Origin of the sequence: Moorena sp. SIO3A2 (assembly GCF_010672265.1) — a bacterium.
Classification (GTDB): Bacteria; Cyanobacteriota; Cyanobacteriia; order Cyanobacteriales; family Coleofasciculaceae; genus Moorena; species Moorena producens.
This window is the reverse complement of record NZ_JAAHHC010000060.1, coordinates 1-16749: the sequence shown is the minus strand read 5'-3', so window position 1 is coordinate 16749 and position 16749 is coordinate 1. Positions and strand designations below refer to the sequence as shown.

Sequence of the window (16749 nt, the reverse complement as noted above, 5' to 3'; positions counted from 1 at the left end):
TGCTCAGGCTACAGTAAGCCTTGATAGCCGGAAAGCTGAAGGTTCTTCGATCAAGTCTGATAGGAGTTCAAGGTCAATTCCTGAAAAGTTCTGCTCCATGTTTCAGGCTTGATCAAATGCACTTCATCCTTCAAGCTTGCAGCTATTTCCTAGGCACTAACAACCAATAATTTACAACTAACAGATGAAGATTCTATTCGTTGCGGCGGAAGCAGCTCCCATCGCGAAAATTGGCGGTATGGGGGATGTAGTGGGATCATTACCCAAAACCTTGAGGCAATTGGGACAGGATGTCCGAATTTTCATGCCTTACTACGGCTTTTTGCCCGATAAAATGGAGATTCAAGAGGAACCAGTCTGGTCCGGTGATGCTATGTTTCAACACTTCAATGTGTTTGAAACCCTACTACCCAAGACTGATGTCCCCTTATATTTATTTGGTCATGCTGCCTTTGCTGGTCGCCAAATCTACTCTGGAGATGATGAAGACTGGCGATTCACCCTATTTGCCAATGGTGCAGCTGAGTTTGCTTGGAACTACTGGAAGCCTGATGTTATTCACTGTCATGATTGGCACACGGGCATGATTCCCGTTTGGATGAACCAATCATCAGATATCAGCACAGTTTTCACAATTCACAACCTGGCTTATCAAGGCCCCCAGCGCTGGCGCTTAGAAGAAATGACTTGGTGTCCCTGGTATATGCAAGGTCATAATACTATGGCGGCAGCTGTACAGTATGCTAACCGGGTAAATACTGTTTCTCCCACCTACGCTCAACAAATTCAAACTGCTGAATACGGTGAGTCCTTAGAAGGTTTGCTGTCATTTATCAGTGGTAAAACTGTTGGAATTGTCAATGGGATTGATACAGAAAGTTACAATCCCGAAACCGATAACTACATTCCTCACAACTTCACCGCTGATACTCTCGACATCCGCAGCAAAAACAAAGTAGCCCTCCAGAAAGAAGTCGGCTTAGCCATCAATCCCGATACCTGTCTGATCAGTATGGTTTCCCGCTTAGTGGAACAGAAAGGGATTGACCTGCTCGTGCAAGTTTTACAGGGTTTCCTAGCTTACACCGATTGTCAATTTTTAGTCCTAGGTACGGGAGAGCGCTACTATGAAACCCAACTGTGGGAAATCGCATCCCGCTATCCAGGACGAATGTCTGCTCAAATCCTCTATAACGATCCTCTAGCTCGACGGATCTATGCTGGTAGTGATGTATTCTTAATGCCTTCCCGCTTTGAACCCTGTGGGATTAGCCAAATGCTGGCCATGGGTTACGGCTGTATTCCCATTGTACGACGTACTGGCGGTTTGGTGGATACGGTTTCCCACCATGATCCTATCAACCAAACTGGAACGGGTTACTGCTTTGACCGCTACGAACCGTTAGATTTATATACTTGTATGGTTCGGGCTTGGGAAGGTTTCCGCTACAAGAAAGAATGGCGGAGTTTGCAGCAACGAGCTATGAGCCAAGACTTTAGTTGGGAGAAGTCAGCCAGGGAATATATCAATATGTACCAAGATATTGTAGGATTACCTGCAGAAGCACCTCAGCAGGTACCACAAGACAACCATTTAGCTGTTGTCAGCTAGACAGAATATCCCATAAGTTACACCTATTCTGTTACTGTGATCAGTGATCACTAAGGATGGCTATCCTACCATGGCTATTTTACCATGGCTATTTTAGTTTTAAATTAGTAAAATTACCATGGCCTTACCCTAGTGGATCGGTGCTACAGCTGTTTCCAACTAGGTGCATGAACACTACACTGCATGACTAATAGACAGAGAACGTTAGGGGTTGCTATGAAGATTATGGGGAAACCGGTAGTAAGACCCAAGCCCAGCAATTCTAAGTACCAAGGGCGGTGCAGTCCCCTAGAGGGCAAGATTTTCCCCCCTCAAGGCTCTAAGGGAAAAATCTCTCCTTCATTCCTCAACCGCTTATCTCTAGCTCAAGTCATGCCCTGGGGGGTAGCCATGTTGCTCTCCCCAAGTGGGCTACCAGCAATAGCACAAATCACTTCAGCAGAAGACAGTGCAGGGACAATTGTAACTCCTAATGGTCAAAGCTTCGAGATCACTGGTGGTAGCCTCTCTAATAGCAATCAACCGAATCTGTTCCACAGTTTTGAGGAATTTGGACTCGATTCCGGTCAGATTGCCAATTTTATCTCTAATAATCCCCAGGTTAGGAATATTTTGGGGCGAGTCGTAGGCGGTAATCCCTCAATTATTAATGGTCTAATTCAAATCATAAGCGGTAATGGGAGCCCTAACTTATACTTAATGAACCCAGCAGGGATTATTTTTGGGGCTGATGCTCGACTGAATGTCCCTGCTTCCTTTACAGCAACCACAGCAACTGGGATTGGCTTTGAGGACGGGAATTGGTTTGATGCCTTTGGTGACAATAAGAGGTACCAGGACTTAATTGGTGAGCCCACTAGCTTTGCCTTTGATTTAGCCCAACCTGGAAGTATCATTAACGCTGGTAACCTGGAATTGCTAGACAATCAAAGGATCGCCTTGATTGGGGGTAGTGTGATTAATACTGGGCAACTGAACGCACCGGGAGGCAATATTACTATCGCTGCTGTACCAGGGCAAAGTTTGGTTAAGATTTCTCAATCTGGAAATTTGTTGAATCTAGAGATTGACCCCCCTCGTACACTAGATGGGCAACCATTAATTACCGCACTAGATATACCAGAGCTACTCACAGGACCAGCCCAAGGCGTTGAGACCGGACTCAGTGCCAATTCCAATGGAACAGTACAGCTGACGGATTCTGGCACCATAGTTCCCACTGAGACAGGAACAACCATTGTGTCCGGTACCCTAGATGTTTCCAACCAAGAACTTAGGCGACGCAGTGTAACAGTATTAGGCGATCGCATTGCTCTAATTGATGCCACGATTAACTCTTCCGGTAGTAATGGTGGCCAGGTGTGGATTGGGAAGAACCCCCAAGACAATCCAGACAATGTGAAATTAAATGCCAATCGCACCTTTGTCAGCCGTGATTCCGTGATTAAGGCTGATGGACAAGCGGCAGATAGAGACGGAGGTCGAGTTACTGTCTGGTCAGAGGAAACTACAGCATTCTACGGGGATATTACTGCCCGTGGCGCTCAAGAGCAAACTTCACAGGCCGGAAGTGATAAAACACCAGATGGTGGGACAGTTGAGATATCTAGCCAACAGACTTTAATCTTTGATGGCAAAAAAGTTGATCTCACCGCCCCTGTTGGTCAAAACGGCACGATTACATTCGACCACAATAACATTACTATTGTACCTGGGACAGGGATTGCTGGTCAGCAGCTAGGGGATAATCCCCTTGGTTTTGATGTGATGGAAATTTTGTCCGGGGATGGGGGGACACCTGGCCTTAGCGCGAATGCCCTAGAACAAGTCTTGGGCAACATTGTTCTCAACGCTAGTAATGATATTACCATTGCCCCTAACGTCTCTCTGAACTTCTCTGATCAAGGGGTTAGTGGTGCTAATCCCCTATCCCTAAAGTTTACTGCTAATGCTGATGGCATTGACGGTGGGGATTTTTCAATGGATCCTACCCAATCGATCACTACTTTGGGTAGAGAGATCACCATTGATGGCGTTAATGTCACTGTAGGTGATATCAACACAGATGGTGGAGCGATTACAATCACAGCGTCTGAGACTCTGAGCACGGAAGAGCTTAACTCATCAACAACAGTTGGCAAGGGAGGGGATGTTACCCTCGATGGCGGTAATATTCAGGTTAGCTGGATCAATGCCCAAGGTGGTAGCGATCGCAAAGGCGGGAATGTGGAAATTACCACAGAAGATATGTTTACAGCCACTGATACCTTTAATACCTTAATCGAGGGCAAAGAAACAGCAGTGAGCATTGCTACAGTTGGGGGAGATGGTGGAGGAAAAATCACCATCGGTCATGGGGGAAACGGGCAAACCCCCTTTGAGGTGGGAAATAGCAGTACTAATGGTACAGAGGGAGCTATTTCTACAGGTGATTCTACCATTCTTCCCCCAGGATCCTTTTTGACTTCGACGATCTCAGATTCAGGTGATATAGAAATTAAGACTGGGGAGCCATCTTCAAATTTGACTAGCCAAGGTCAAGCAATGGCTACCAATTTGATTCCAAATTCCAATAGGCCAACTCAAACCGACTCCAATGAAATAGAAGAGCAGTCTACTAAAAGAGAAGCTGATCTGAATTTAAACAAAATGAATTTCAATCCAATAGAAACAAATCCTATAGCAGAAATTCCTAATACTAATAGTATTCAATCCCTGGAACAATCGGACCCACAGCTAGTTACCAGGAAATTATCTAACTCTAATCTAGAAGTAGAGATTCCTAATACTAATAGTAGTCAATCCCTGGCACAATCGGAACCACGGCTAGTTACCAGGAAATTATCTAACTCTACCCTAGAAGCAGAGATTCCTAATACTAATAGTAGTCAATCCCCGGCACAATCGGAACCACGGCTAGTTACCAGGAAATTATCTAACTCTACCCTAGAAGCAGAAGCTGATGTTAAACAACTTGAGGGAGGCTTCACCTATGCGTTTGAAAAACATCTAGGCATTAGCAAAACTCCCATAGTTACCCTGGAAGAAGCCCAAGCCCACCTAGGCAAAATTGAAACTATTACTGGACTCAAACCTGCCCTAATTTACCTGTTCTTTAAACCGGGATTTAAAGCGGAAACTACCAAGGGAAAGCCATTTAATTCCAAGGGATTGACGTCAACCAAACCGGAACGAGAGACAACGGAAAATCGGCAAAAGACTAGGTCACACTGGGAAGAAAATCTCGATACACAGCTCGAATTACTAGTCGTTACGGCTTCGGGAACAGTAATTAGAAAACAGGTGCAGGGAGCAACGCGATCGCAAGTTCTCTCTGTTGCTCGGGAATTCCAAAAGAGTATCACCAATTTCGAAAGCGCAAATGTCTACCTACCCTTGGCTCAGCAGTTGTATCGTTGGTTGATTAGTCCGGTAGAGCAGGAGCTAAAAGCCCAAAAAATAAATAATCTTGCCTTTATCATGGACGTTGGTTTGCGCTCCTTACCCATGGCAGCACTCCATGATGGCACTGGTTTTATTGTAGAACGATATAGCCTTGGTTTAATGCCAACTCTATCATTAACCAACATGAACTATGTAGACATTAGGAAATTTCAAGTCTTGGCCATGGGAGCATCCTACTTTAAGAACAAAAACCCATTACCAGCCGTTCCTGTAGAGTTATCGATGGTTACAGAAAAACTCTGGTCAGGAAAGGCATTACTTAACGAAGCGTTCACCGTAGCAAATTTGAGAAAAGCTCGTGCCTCACAACCCTTTGGTATCGTTCATTTGGCTACCCATAGTGAATTCCTAGCCGGTAAGCCCAGTAATTCCTACATCCAGCTGTGGGATACCAAGCTGCAACTTAACCAGCTCCATAAACTAGGCTTAAGTAAGCCTAAGGTAGAGTTGTTGGTCTTAAGTGCCTGTCGTACTGCCTTAGGAGACGAGCAAGCCGAATTAGGATTTGCCGGTCTAGCAGTGCTAGCGGGGGTCAAGTCCGCATTGGGAAGTCTCTGGTATGTCAGCGATGAGGGTACCCTGGGGCTAATGACAACGTTTTACGAAAAATTACAGGAAGTCCCAGTGAAAGCCGAGGCGATACGGAAAGCTCAGTTAAATCTGCTCAGGGGTACAGTCCGTCTGGAGAGAGGGCAGTTGGTAACGGATCAGGGCAGTTTTCCTTTACCACCAGCCTTAGCCAAGTTGCCAGATGTGGAGTTACGACATCCCTACTATTGGAGCGCTTTTACCCTAATTGGGAACCCTTGGTAATCTTTGCTCCTGATTAACGACTCCTAGCATAGAATAATGAAGCTGAATAATTTAGCTGATAGTTATCCTGGTTTTTCCTTGATCCAAGATTGCTCAAAAAACGAGGAACGAAACCTAGGGCGTGTCAACCATTCTGCACCACTTAAGGTTAGCATAGGTGGGAGTTGAACTGAACTTTCATGGACTTAAAGGCAGGCACAGTCTTGCACAACGGCAAATATGTTCTTCATAGCCAGCTCGGCAAAGGTGTCTTTAGCATAACCTACCTAGCTATCAACGCTGAGTCTGGTCAAACCGTGGTGATCAAAACCCTCAGCGACAATCTGTGCCACCATCCCCATGGTGACCAGTTCAAGCGGCAATTTATTGCCCTTGGTAGGCTCTGGAGCGGCTGTCAGCATCAGCATTTAGTCAGGGTAATCGAATCCTTTGAAGCTGCCGGACGACCTTACCTAGTCATGGAATATATTCCGGGGCAGACGTTAGCTGAACTCATCCAAGCCAATTTGGTTCCAGAAGCTCAAGCTATTGCATACATTCGTCAAATTGGCGATGCCCTTAGCATATTACATCAAAAGGGTTTGCTGCATCTAGATGTTAGACCGGAAAATATAATTCTGCGTCAAGATACCGATAAACTAGTGCTATGTGAGTTTGGGATTACTAGTCAACTCACCCTAGGAGTCAGGCAAACCCACGCCAGTTTAATTGCTGCTGGGTATAGCGCCCCAGAACAGTACATTTCTAAAGGGCAACTTTCCCAGGCAACCGATGTCTACTCTTTAACCGCAACCTTTTACTGCTTGCTAACTCGAACCCCACCCTTACCCGCACCAGTCAGGGAAGTATTGCATGCCCAGGAAGGTTTCTATATTCTTTTCCTGCCGGACTTACCACCATGTCCACAAAACCTAACTCCAGTAGTTAAACAAGCAGTCTGGCGTGGCTTGCACATGGTCACCAATCAACGTCCTCAAACTGTAGAAGCTTGGTTATCGCTGCTGCCAACTCAGGAGAAAGTTCCTCAAAGCAGTTCTCAATTGAAAGTGCTGAGTCCTCAGCAAAAGTCATTAATTTCCCCAAAACTCAGCACTCAGCCCTCAAAACTGAAGACTCAGCCCTCAAAACTGAAGACTCAGCCCTCAAAACTGAGCACTCAGCCTTCAAAACTGAAGACTCAGACTTCAAAACTGAGCACTCAGCCTTCAAAACTGAGCACTCAGACCTTAGCTGTTCTCAAAACTGTCCACGCCAAGCTCAAAACTCAAACCTCAAAACTCAAAACTACCAAAGCTGGATTCCCACTGAAAGCCCTACTGATGACCGGTGCTCTTGCCGCCTCAGCCGGATTAGGATTTGGTTTCGCACTGCGAATGAACTCTCAAAAAGAACCTGGTTCTACCATCTTCCACACCGATCAATCCTTCCCTCCTCGCAGCAATTGGCCTTTGTCAGAACCCCAACTCTGAAACACCTTCAACCTCATCAAGGTGGTTTATTCATATTCATACTTGTACAGGACTTACAGCACACTGGCCACCAAACGCGCTTAATAAGTAGTAGGGCGACTAAGGAAAAGTTACTTCCTAAGTCCTGTTAGATTTAAATACATAAAGTGATATAATAATAAATTTTTAAATTAAAAGGACATGGCAGATTGGACAAACTGAGGATATACGAGGCAAGTAACTAGATTTGAATTCACTCATAATCCTGGGCAAGTACGTTATAATTTGTTACGTAAGCTAAAGAAACTTATCAATGAGTAACTCTGTAATTCATGCCTTTTTTCTGGGTAGGGCTGCAGCTCAAGCCATTAATCGGCAGCTCGAGGATGCTCTGACCAATGCCCTGAGTGAGTTAGGCAAGTTTGATGCTGAGCAGCGTGATCGACTGCGGCAGTTTACCGATCAGGTAATAGAAAGTGCCAATCGGGAAGCCGGAGCAGCAGCTGATTCTACTATTAGTAACACAGGTAGTAACACAGGTAGTAACACAGGTAGTAACACAGGGAAAACAGGATCCAAGCCAGCTGATCTGCAAGCGATGATTGATGAGCTGCGAGCAGAAATTGCCAGCTTGCGTACTGAATTAAAAAACTATCGCAAGCAATCTTGATAAGATTAATCGTTACTGCCCTAAATTATTTACAAAAGGGAGTAGTTTCGAGGCTTTTTAATCTTTTTTTAATAACCTGCTATTTTTTTGATAAAAACCTTACAGAGAAATCCGAGTGTCTGCTCTTTCTCAAAACTCTATTAACCTTACACTAGATCAGGAACGCAATGTGTCTAGCCAAAGTTCTATAGGTAAGCCATACAGCGAAAAAGCTTATCGGTGGAATCAAGAAAATTACTCCCGTCAAAGGCGTTTTATTGATATTTGGCGTTTTGTTTTGACCCTCATGACTGGGTTGTGGCTTGATGGGAAACCTTGGAGTTATCGGGGAGGATATACGGAGCAAAAGCAGGCATATAGACGCAAAACACAAGCTATCTGGATTCGAGATACATTCTTAGATCTCGGACCAACGTTTATCAAAGTTGGACAGTTATTCTCCACTCGTGCCGATTTATTCCCCAGTGAGTACGTAGAAGAACTTAGCAAACTACAAGACCGGGTTCCTGCCTTTAGTTACGAGCAAGTTGAGCAGATCATCCAGGAAGATTTAGGCAAGCCCATCAAGGAACTGTTCAGTGGTTTTGACCCAATTCCTCTGGCGGCGGCTAGCTTAGGGCAAGTTCACAAAGCTCAACTTCGCAGTGGTGAAGAGGTAGCGATTAAGGTCCAAAGACCAGGCTTAAAAAAACTGTTTACCATTGATTTACAAATTCTCAAGGGGATCGCCTATTACTTTCAAAACCATCCAGACTGGGGGCGTGGTCGGGACTGGAGCGGGATTTATGAAGAGTGCTGTCGCATTCTTTGGCAAGAAATTGATTATCTCAATGAAGGTCGAAATGCAGATACATTTCGGCGCAACTTCCGCAGCTATGACTGGGTGAAGGTACCCCGTGTCTACTGGCGCTATACCTCATCACGAGTTTTGACCCTAGAATTTTTACCAGGGATTAAGATTAGTAGTTACGAAGCTCTAGAAGCAGCTGGTCTAGACCGCAAATTAATCGCTCGTCTGGGCGCAGAAGCTTACCTACAGCAGTTGCTAAATGATGGCTTCTTCCATGCTGACCCCCATCCGGGAAATATTGCGGTTAGTCATCAAGGTTCCCTGATATTTTACGACTTTGGCATGATGGGGCAGATTAAGGCCAATGTGCGCGAGCAACTGATGGAAACCCTGTTTGGCATTGCCCAAAAAGACGGCGACCGAGTGGTGACTTCCCTAATTGAATTGGGTGCGCTCTCACCAGTGAGTGATATGGGACCGGTAAGGCGCTCAGTTCAGTACATGCTGGATAATTTCATGGATAAGCCCTTTGAGGAGCAATCGGTCAGTAACATCAGCGATGACCTCTACGAAATTGCTTATGGCCAGCCTTTTCGATTCCCAGCAACGTTCACATTTGTGATGCGAGCCTTTTCTACACTGGAAGGAGTGGGTAAAGGCTTAGACCCCGAATTTAATTTTATGGAAGTTGCAAAACCCTTCGCACTAGAGATTATGACCAACGGCAACACTCCTGACAACAATAGCTTTATTAATGAACTGGGACGCCAAGCCGCACAGATGAGTAGTACAGCATTAGGTTTGCCCCAGCGCATTGAAAGTACTATTGATAAATTAGAAAGAGGAGACCTGCGCATTCGAGTGCGCTCTATTGAATCAGACCGGGTTTTACGACGGCTGAGTGGTATTCAGTTGGGAACCAACTATACTTTATTAATCAGTGCGTTCACCCTTTCGGCTACTATTTTATTTGTCAATGGTAATGTTGTACTAGCCTTGGTAGTCGTTTTGGTGGCAGCTATGTTAGGATTTGCCTTAATTAGGTTGCTCCGACGGCTTGACCGGTTTGATCGGATGTTGTAGTTGTTGTAAAGTCGTAATAACTCCTTATTCCACGATCTATCCACTGTACTAGCAAGTACTAGGAGGCTAAATCGTTGGATATTTCGGCATTTATCCGGACATCTTTGGACATTTCCTTAATTAAACTGAATTAGGTCGATAATAATTATGCTTCTATCCATCAAAACCAAACTGAAGCTCACGGACGAGCAGAAAAGACATCTCCAAAAATTAACCTCAAACCCTTGCACTGCCTGGGTCAAAACCGAGTTTCTGGAGATGTCTAAAGCATCAAGCCAGTAAACAACCGATGTGATGAAAAGTTGCTTCGCCGGTATTACAGATCCGGGCTTACTACGTACAGTTAACCAAGATGACTACTACATAGACCCGGACGGTCGCTTCTTTATTGTTGCCGACGGCATGGGTGGTCATGCCGGTGGACAAGAGGCAAGTAAAATTGCCACTGAGGCGATTAAGACTTATTTGAATAAGGATTGGAACTCTCAAACCCATTCTGATGAGTTACTAGAACAAGCGATCTATCAAGCCAATCAGGCTATCCTCAAAGATCAGCAAACTCATCCAGAACGGTCAGATATGGGAACCACTGCCGTAGTGGTGATGTTCCGTCAAGACCAGTGTTGGTTTTCTCATGTAGGAGATTCTCGCCTCTATCGGTTCCGGAATTCTAAGTTAGAGAAGATTACAGAAGACCACACCTGGGTAGCCAGAGCTGTTAAGTTGGGAGAACTGACAGCTAAACAGGCTCGGATGCATCCCTGGCGTCATGTTCTGTCTCAATGTCTAGGCAGAAAGGATTTACCGAAAGTCGATGTCTATCCGATAGAGGTTAAATTATGCGATCGCCTTTTGCTTTGTAGCGATGGACTTACCGAAGAACTTTCCGATGAATTGATTGCTTCCTCTCTCCAACAGAGTTCAAGTATTAATCAGGCCCTGGTTATCCTAGTTGAAGCGGCTAAAGACCAAGGCGGTAGGGATAACATTACTGTGGTTATTGTAGAGATTGGGGAAAGGATGAAAAGTGTTGGGTGAAGGATCTTGGGTGAAGGTGGGTTATTAACACACCCTACAGGTAGAGTTACTTCGTAAATACAGCTGTTGGATATACCAGTTACTAGCACTGAGGTAAAAAAGAAAGCTCGCTCGCTGGGCTTTCATAAGGTCGGCATTGCAGCTGTGGATGTTGATCATCATGACTCAGCAGAGCAAAACTTGAACGCTTGGCTAGCGTTAGGGTATCAAGCAGACATGGCTTGGATGGAAAATCCTCGACGCTTGGATATTCGTGCCTGTATGCCAGAGGTGGAGTCAGTAATTTCTGTTGCTCTCAACTACTACACCCCTCACCAGCGTCCCGAAAGCCCTGAGTATGGCAAAATCTCCCGTTACGGTTGGGGGAGAGATTACCACAAGGTCATGCATAAAAAATTGAAGGAATTGACCTGTTGGTTACAAGCACAAGCAGAAGAAATCCAGGTGCGTTACTATGCTGATACAGGGCCAGTACAAGATAAAGTCTGGGCGCAGCGCTCAGGTATTGGTTGGATTGCTAAAAATGGTAATGTAATTACGCGGGAGTATGGCAGTTGGGTATTTTTAGGGGAAGTGTTGACTAACCTAGCCTTGACCCCAGATACCCCTCACACTTCACACTGTGGTAGCTGTACCCGCTGTATTCAAGACTGTCCAACGGGTGCTATTACCAAACCGTTTGTCGTTGATTCCAACCGCTGCATCGCCTATCATACTATTGAGAATCGGGCTGAAAACTTGCCGGAATCGATTAAACCCCATTTACATGGCTGGGTTGCTGGTTGTGACATCTGTCAAGATGTTTGCCCCTGGAACCAACGTTTTGCTAAAGAAACTGATGTGCTAGAGTTTCAGCCCTACCCTGGGAATATGGCTCCTCGACTCAGGGAATTAGCTAATATATCTGATCAGGAGTGGAATCGACGGTTTCCAGCTTCGGCGCTGCGGCGTATTAAGCCAAATATGCTACGGCGCAATGCCCAAGCTAATATTGATGCATCTCAAAAATCGGTTGACTAGTCAGACTAGTCATTGATTACTTGGGTGGCGAATTGCGAATTGCGAATTGCGAATTGTTAATTGTTAATTGCTCAATGAGTGTAAAAGTAATTCTTTTTGATTTTGATGGGACTCTGGCTGATACCTTTACTGCCATTGTCAAGATTAGTAATAGCTTAGCGGGAGAATTTGGATATCAGCCCACATCAGCTGAAAAATTGGAGCAAGTTAGACATTTAAGCTCTAGGGAAATTATTAAGCAATCGGGTATTTCGAGGTTTAGAATCCCGTTTTTGTTGAAAAAGGTGCAAAAACTATTACGTGAAGATATTCAAAGTTTAACTCCTATTCCTGGACTAATAGAAGTTTTAAATGATTTGAAATATGAAGGTTACCAATTAGGGATATTGACATCTAACTCGGCAGAAAACGTTAACCTTTTTCTGGAAAATAATTCTTGGGTAAAGCTTTTTGATTTTGTTGACTCAGGCAGTCCCATATTTGGAAAAGAAAAAGTTATTCGTAAATTCCTCAAAAAACATAATTTCAATCCTGCTGATGTGATCTATGTCGGAGATGAAACTAGAGATATTGAGGCAGCTCAAAAAAATACTATTAAAGTAGTTGCTGTCAGTTGGGGATTTAATTATAAAGAAGTACTAGCTAAATATCAACCAGATTTTTTGATCGACGAACCCCAGGAGTTATCTGAAGTAGTATCTAATTTAGATAACTCAAAAGTTAAATCAAAAGTATTTTGTTATTAGTAATTATTTACTGGTTACTTATTACTTGTTAATTTACCAATGATAATTTGATATCAGCCAATTTTAAATCACATCTTGCACTACTAACCATAGTCAGCCAGGGATGAAAATCCCACCGCGAGTAAATCAAGTCCTGTCAAGACTGAAGTTACCCCATACAGGTGTACTATCAATCCCTAAAAGCTTACTGTGCTTGCATTTTGACCCAGCCAACTGATTGCGGAGAACCTGATACAACACTGGGATGAATTGGTGAGCAAACACCGATATCTGTTGCGCTACAATTGGTTGCTGTTTGAGCGCACAGCCAAACGCCTTGGATTAAAACTGCGAACTCACCCTCAAGCTGGCTTTTTTGCGCTAGTAGATGTGGCAGAGGCAGAACAAGATGCCATGGAATTATCGCTGCATCTGGCTCAGAATTATGCTCTGAGTTCCACTCCTGGCATTGATTTTCATGAGCACGATCATGCCTTTTTACGATTAAATTTTGCCTGCCCTGCCCATCAAATTGAAACCGGTTTAACCCGGCTAGCAGGCTATGTGCTGGAATCAGAACTATCCCTACAGCAGCCAGGCAGAAAGAGTGCGGCAGTCAATGCAAGTCATGGAGCAAAACCTTGGGCAAAAGTCATATATTGAGAGCAAGTGAATGATATGGCTGATACTAGTAACGCGATCGCTGATGTTGTAGTGGTAGGGAGTGGCTTTGCTGGTCTGAGTGCGGCGATCTCCGCGTCCCAAGCTGGCGCATCAGTCATTGTCTTGGAGAAGGAAAACAGCCTCGGCGGTAACTCAGTTGTTAGTGGAGGAACTGTGACCGTTGTGGGTTCTCCGATTCAAGCCAGAGAAGGCATCCAAGACTCTTTCAGCCTGTTGAAATCAGATATGTGCCAGGCAGGACAACAGAGAAACAATCCGCGCTTGGTTCAACAGGTGATCGAGCAATCCTACCCCACTTTTGAGTGGCTCACGAATGAACTTGGTGTGAAATTCAAGGATCGAGTGGATCAGTATGGTGGCCACTCTGTACCTCGCAACCACACACCAGAAGACGTGTCAGGTGCCGCCATGATCACTGCACTGTTGACTAAAGCCAAGCAACTCGGGGTCGAAATTAGAACCCAAACTCGCCTGAGCAAATTACTGGTAAACTCCCAGAGAGATACCCATCCGATCCTCACAGGAGTAGAAGTGCAAACAACCAAGCCATCAGCTCCGATCCAGCAGATTAACGTTAACCAGGGAGTCGTTTTAGCAACAGGGGGCTTCTCCGGAGATACCGGTTTTCGGCAGCAATACGCTCCCCATCTCCCCCCCAATCTGGATCACACCAATGTCCCCAATACCAGCGCAGAAGCCTTGGTAGAAGCCATCAGAATTGGTGCCCAGTGCCTCGATTTGGATCAGATTCAGCTTGCTCCCTGGGTCTCTCCAGATGAAACAGGCTATGGCATTGCTCCACTCTTTGCTAGCTATACGGTGCTAGCCTATGGATTAGCGGTTGATCCGGCTACTGGAAAACGCTTTATTAATGAACTCGCTGATCGCAAAAGGTGGACAGATAAGTTGTTAGAAATTGGTCATCCTTGTATTGGTATTGCGGATACTGCGGGAATGCAAAATTCTGGCATTGAGATCGAACCTGATTTAGATCGAGGCGTGGTGAAAAAATTTGAGACCCTATCGTCTTTAGCAAGCACGTATCAGATTCCCTTAGAGAAACTCAACCAAACCATCAGTCGATATAACTCCTTTGTGGAACAGCATCAAGACCCAGAGTTTGGTAAATTTATACGGGATTATGCCAAGCCCTTGAGTTCCCCCTTTTATGGCGTTCGATTATGGCCTAAAGTGCATTACACTATGGGAGGCCTTAAAATTGATGTTCGCGGGCGGGTTCTGGGGAAAGGCGATCGCCCGATTATCGGGCTGTATGCCGCAGGAGAAGTCACAGGCGGTATTCACGGAGCCTGCCGTCTAGGGGGGTGTGCCATCACGGAATGTCTGGTTTTTGGGCGAATCGCGGGTAGAGAAGCTGCAAGCCACACTCAAGTCCCTTCCTAGAAGCCTCAGTGACCAATCAGATCCATTTTTCAATCGTAATAATAATTAACTTTACCTAATGGTAAAAATGATTGACTTTTCCTCTCAATCTTTGTAAGATATTGATGGTTTTTTTTGAATTTAAACAGAACCAAAAATGATTTCTTCATCCTTCAAATTAACAGAGCAAGATATTGCCAATTTTAAAAAAAAAGGATTTGTCAAGCTGAAAGGTTTTCTTGCACCAGAGGCAATAAAATGTCTTGATGGAATCTTATCACAGGAGCTTGAAGATGCAAAAATAGCCTATGAAGATGCATTTTCAAAGTATAAATTTGATATGGAAAACAATGAAGATATCGAAATAATTCAGCATCCTCTATTTCAATCAACATTCGCGAAGCTTTGCGAATGCTCGTTATTCTCTACTCAACACATGGCCTATGAAATAGAGAAAAACACCAATTCAGGATTCGAGTGGCACGCCGATATGTTGAGTTTTGCCTGCCAGCAATTAGAAGATTTTGGCTGTACCCTTTGGATTCCCTTAACCAAGATAGATACAAATGCACAAGCAGGAGGGATGAGCTATGTCTCAAAGGAAAAATTTTCTGGAAGATTTCTTTATGACTATGCATTAATCCTTTCTTCTTATGTACAAGGCTTGCAAGCACAAGATGCAGCTCCATCGAAAGAGGAAATGGGGCGTTTAGAATCTTTGATGGTTAACTCACCTGAGGTTGATACAATTCTCAGAACTCAGGCTGAAACGGATGACTTTGAATTAGGCGATGCACTTTTGTTTGACAAGGAGGTGATGCATCGGACTTGTCTATTGACCGAGGGTCCCATTAATAGGAGAAGAGCCTTTGTGATGAGATTTATCGCAGCAGATTCAACCTATGATTTAGATAGGGTTCAAAAACTTAAACCCTTTATCGACATTTTGGGCTACGGCTTTTTCACTACTTTTGCCCTAGATGTCTGTAAGGAAGAGGGTGAATTGATTATGGAGAGTCCATTGTTTAATACGACAAAAGCTCAAAGACTGATCCCAGTTAAGCAATAGGGATGTTTGATACCAATTTTGATTGTTCTCTAGATAAGCAGGTCTACCGTTATGCAGACTCACCAAGAACGCTATGATCAATGGGCACCGGACTACAACCGAGATGTTGCAGCCAGAAACTACGATGGGCCAGAATACATCGTTCGTTATCTGATGGAAATAGTCAACAGTGGCAAAGTGTTGATCAATCCAACAAATCCTGATTTTAAGGTCATTGATGTGGGATGCGGCTCAGGGTTGGTTGGCAAAGGCTTACAGGAGCAGGGTTTTCGGCATATTGATGGGACAGATTTATCCCAGGGCATGATTGTAGAAGCCCATAAAACTGGAGCCTACCAAACCTTAATTGGATGGGTTGATTTAAACCATCCACTGCCATTTTTTCTGCATGGACAGTATGACCTAACCCTCTGCTGTGGTGTGTTTGCCCTGGACTTTGTTGAACCTCAATCTCTGAAATGGTTAGCACAGGTCACAAAGCCAGGAGGAACTATTATCATGAGTACCAAAACAACGTATTACAACACCTACGACTTTGAGGGTTACTACAAACAGTTGCAATCTGAGGATAAGATTAAACTCGTTGATTGCCGTATGGATCAGCCTTATTTGGGAACTGAAGCCGACGGCCATTACTGGATCTTTTCGGTAAACGGCGCGTCATGAGGTGACTGTGGAGGACTAAATGCTTGTCATATCAAGCTTGGAGTCTATATATAGCCAATCCAATAGGTTGTAAGCTGTTGCGCATTTAAACTGTGATAACAGCATTGCCTTTGTTTTTTATTTTTCGTACCCATTTTATAATTAACCCTCCTTCATTTAAAAGATGATTTAACAAACATTCTAATTCTTCAATTGATTTGAAAACTCGATTGGCAATATATTCTTTTGCTGAATGCCAAACCAATTCAATTAAGTTATAATCAGGACTATACTCGGGAAGATA

Annotated in this window: 13 protein-coding genes; 12 read left to right on the top strand and 1 reads right to left on the bottom strand. The window is 44.3% G+C overall.

From position 1 onward, the window contains the following. The first annotated feature begins 184 nt into the window (after positions 1-184). The 12 genes from glgA to F6K64_RS33455 all read left to right on the top strand — a co-directional run bounded on the left by glgA (position 185) and on the right by F6K64_RS33455 (position 16466). The gene (gene glgA, locus F6K64_RS33510; RefSeq protein ID WP_008180891.1) at positions 185-1612 is read left to right on the top strand and encodes a glycogen synthase GlgA; all 1428 of its coding nucleotides are present in this window, start codon (positions 185-187) and stop codon (positions 1610-1612) included. A gap of 183 nt (positions 1613-1795) precedes the next feature. Further along, positions 1796-5890: a CHAT domain-containing protein gene (locus tag F6K64_RS33505; RefSeq protein WP_287267619.1), complete on the top strand. Its 4095-nt coding sequence runs from the start codon at positions 1796-1798 to the stop codon at positions 5888-5890. A 179-nt stretch (positions 5891-6069) separates the two neighbouring features. Then, the gene (locus tag F6K64_RS33500) at positions 6070-7359 is read left to right on the top strand and encodes a serine/threonine protein kinase (RefSeq protein WP_287267617.1); all 1290 of its coding nucleotides are present in this window, start codon (positions 6070-6072) and stop codon (positions 7357-7359) included. Between the two features lie 292 nt (positions 7360-7651). Next, entirely contained in the window at positions 7652-8008 is a 357-nt protein-coding gene (locus F6K64_RS33495; protein ID WP_287249223.1) for a DUF6825 family protein, read from the top strand. 169 nt (positions 8009-8177) lie between these two features. Then, positions 8178-9881: an ABC1 kinase family protein gene (locus F6K64_RS33490; protein ID WP_229414387.1), complete on the top strand. Its 1704-nt coding sequence runs from the start codon at positions 8178-8180 to the stop codon at positions 9879-9881. A gap of 294 nt (positions 9882-10175) precedes the next feature. Then, complete coding sequence (locus F6K64_RS33485; protein ID WP_287267615.1) at positions 10176-10919, top strand: Stp1/IreP family PP2C-type Ser/Thr phosphatase; 744 nt, start codon at positions 10176-10178, stop codon at positions 10917-10919. A 66-nt stretch (positions 10920-10985) separates the two neighbouring features. Next, on the top strand, positions 10986-11939 hold the full coding sequence (queG, locus tag F6K64_RS33480) for a tRNA epoxyqueuosine(34) reductase QueG (protein WP_287256286.1): 954 nt from the start codon (positions 10986-10988) through the stop codon (positions 11937-11939). A gap of 74 nt (positions 11940-12013) precedes the next feature. Continuing rightward, positions 12014-12685, top strand: a complete 672-nt coding sequence (locus tag F6K64_RS33475) for an HAD-IA family hydrolase (protein WP_287267614.1) — start codon at positions 12014-12016, stop codon at positions 12683-12685. Between the two features lie 273 nt (positions 12686-12958). Further along, a complete protein-coding gene (locus F6K64_RS33470) occupies positions 12959-13327 on the top strand; it encodes a pyridoxal phosphate-dependent aminotransferase family protein (RefSeq protein ID WP_044492405.1) in 369 nt (122 codons plus the stop codon). Positions 13328-13342: 15 nt separating this feature from the next. After that, a complete protein-coding gene (locus tag F6K64_RS33465) occupies positions 13343-14752 on the top strand; it encodes a flavocytochrome c (RefSeq protein ID WP_287263750.1) in 1410 nt (469 codons plus the stop codon). A gap of 136 nt (positions 14753-14888) precedes the next feature. After that, positions 14889-15800, top strand: a complete 912-nt coding sequence (locus F6K64_RS33460) for a phytanoyl-CoA dioxygenase family protein (RefSeq protein ID WP_008180863.1) — start codon at positions 14889-14891, stop codon at positions 15798-15800. Positions 15801-15851: 51 nt separating this feature from the next. After that, positions 15852-16466, top strand: coding sequence for a class I SAM-dependent DNA methyltransferase (locus F6K64_RS33455; protein WP_008180862.1), 615 nt, complete (start codon positions 15852-15854; stop codon positions 16464-16466). 85 nt (positions 16467-16551) lie between these two features. Here the strand turns inward: F6K64_RS33455 and F6K64_RS33450 are convergent. Beyond that, the coding region (locus F6K64_RS33450) for a transposase (RefSeq protein WP_287265468.1) at positions 16552-16749 on the bottom strand (198 nt) is incomplete at its 5' end.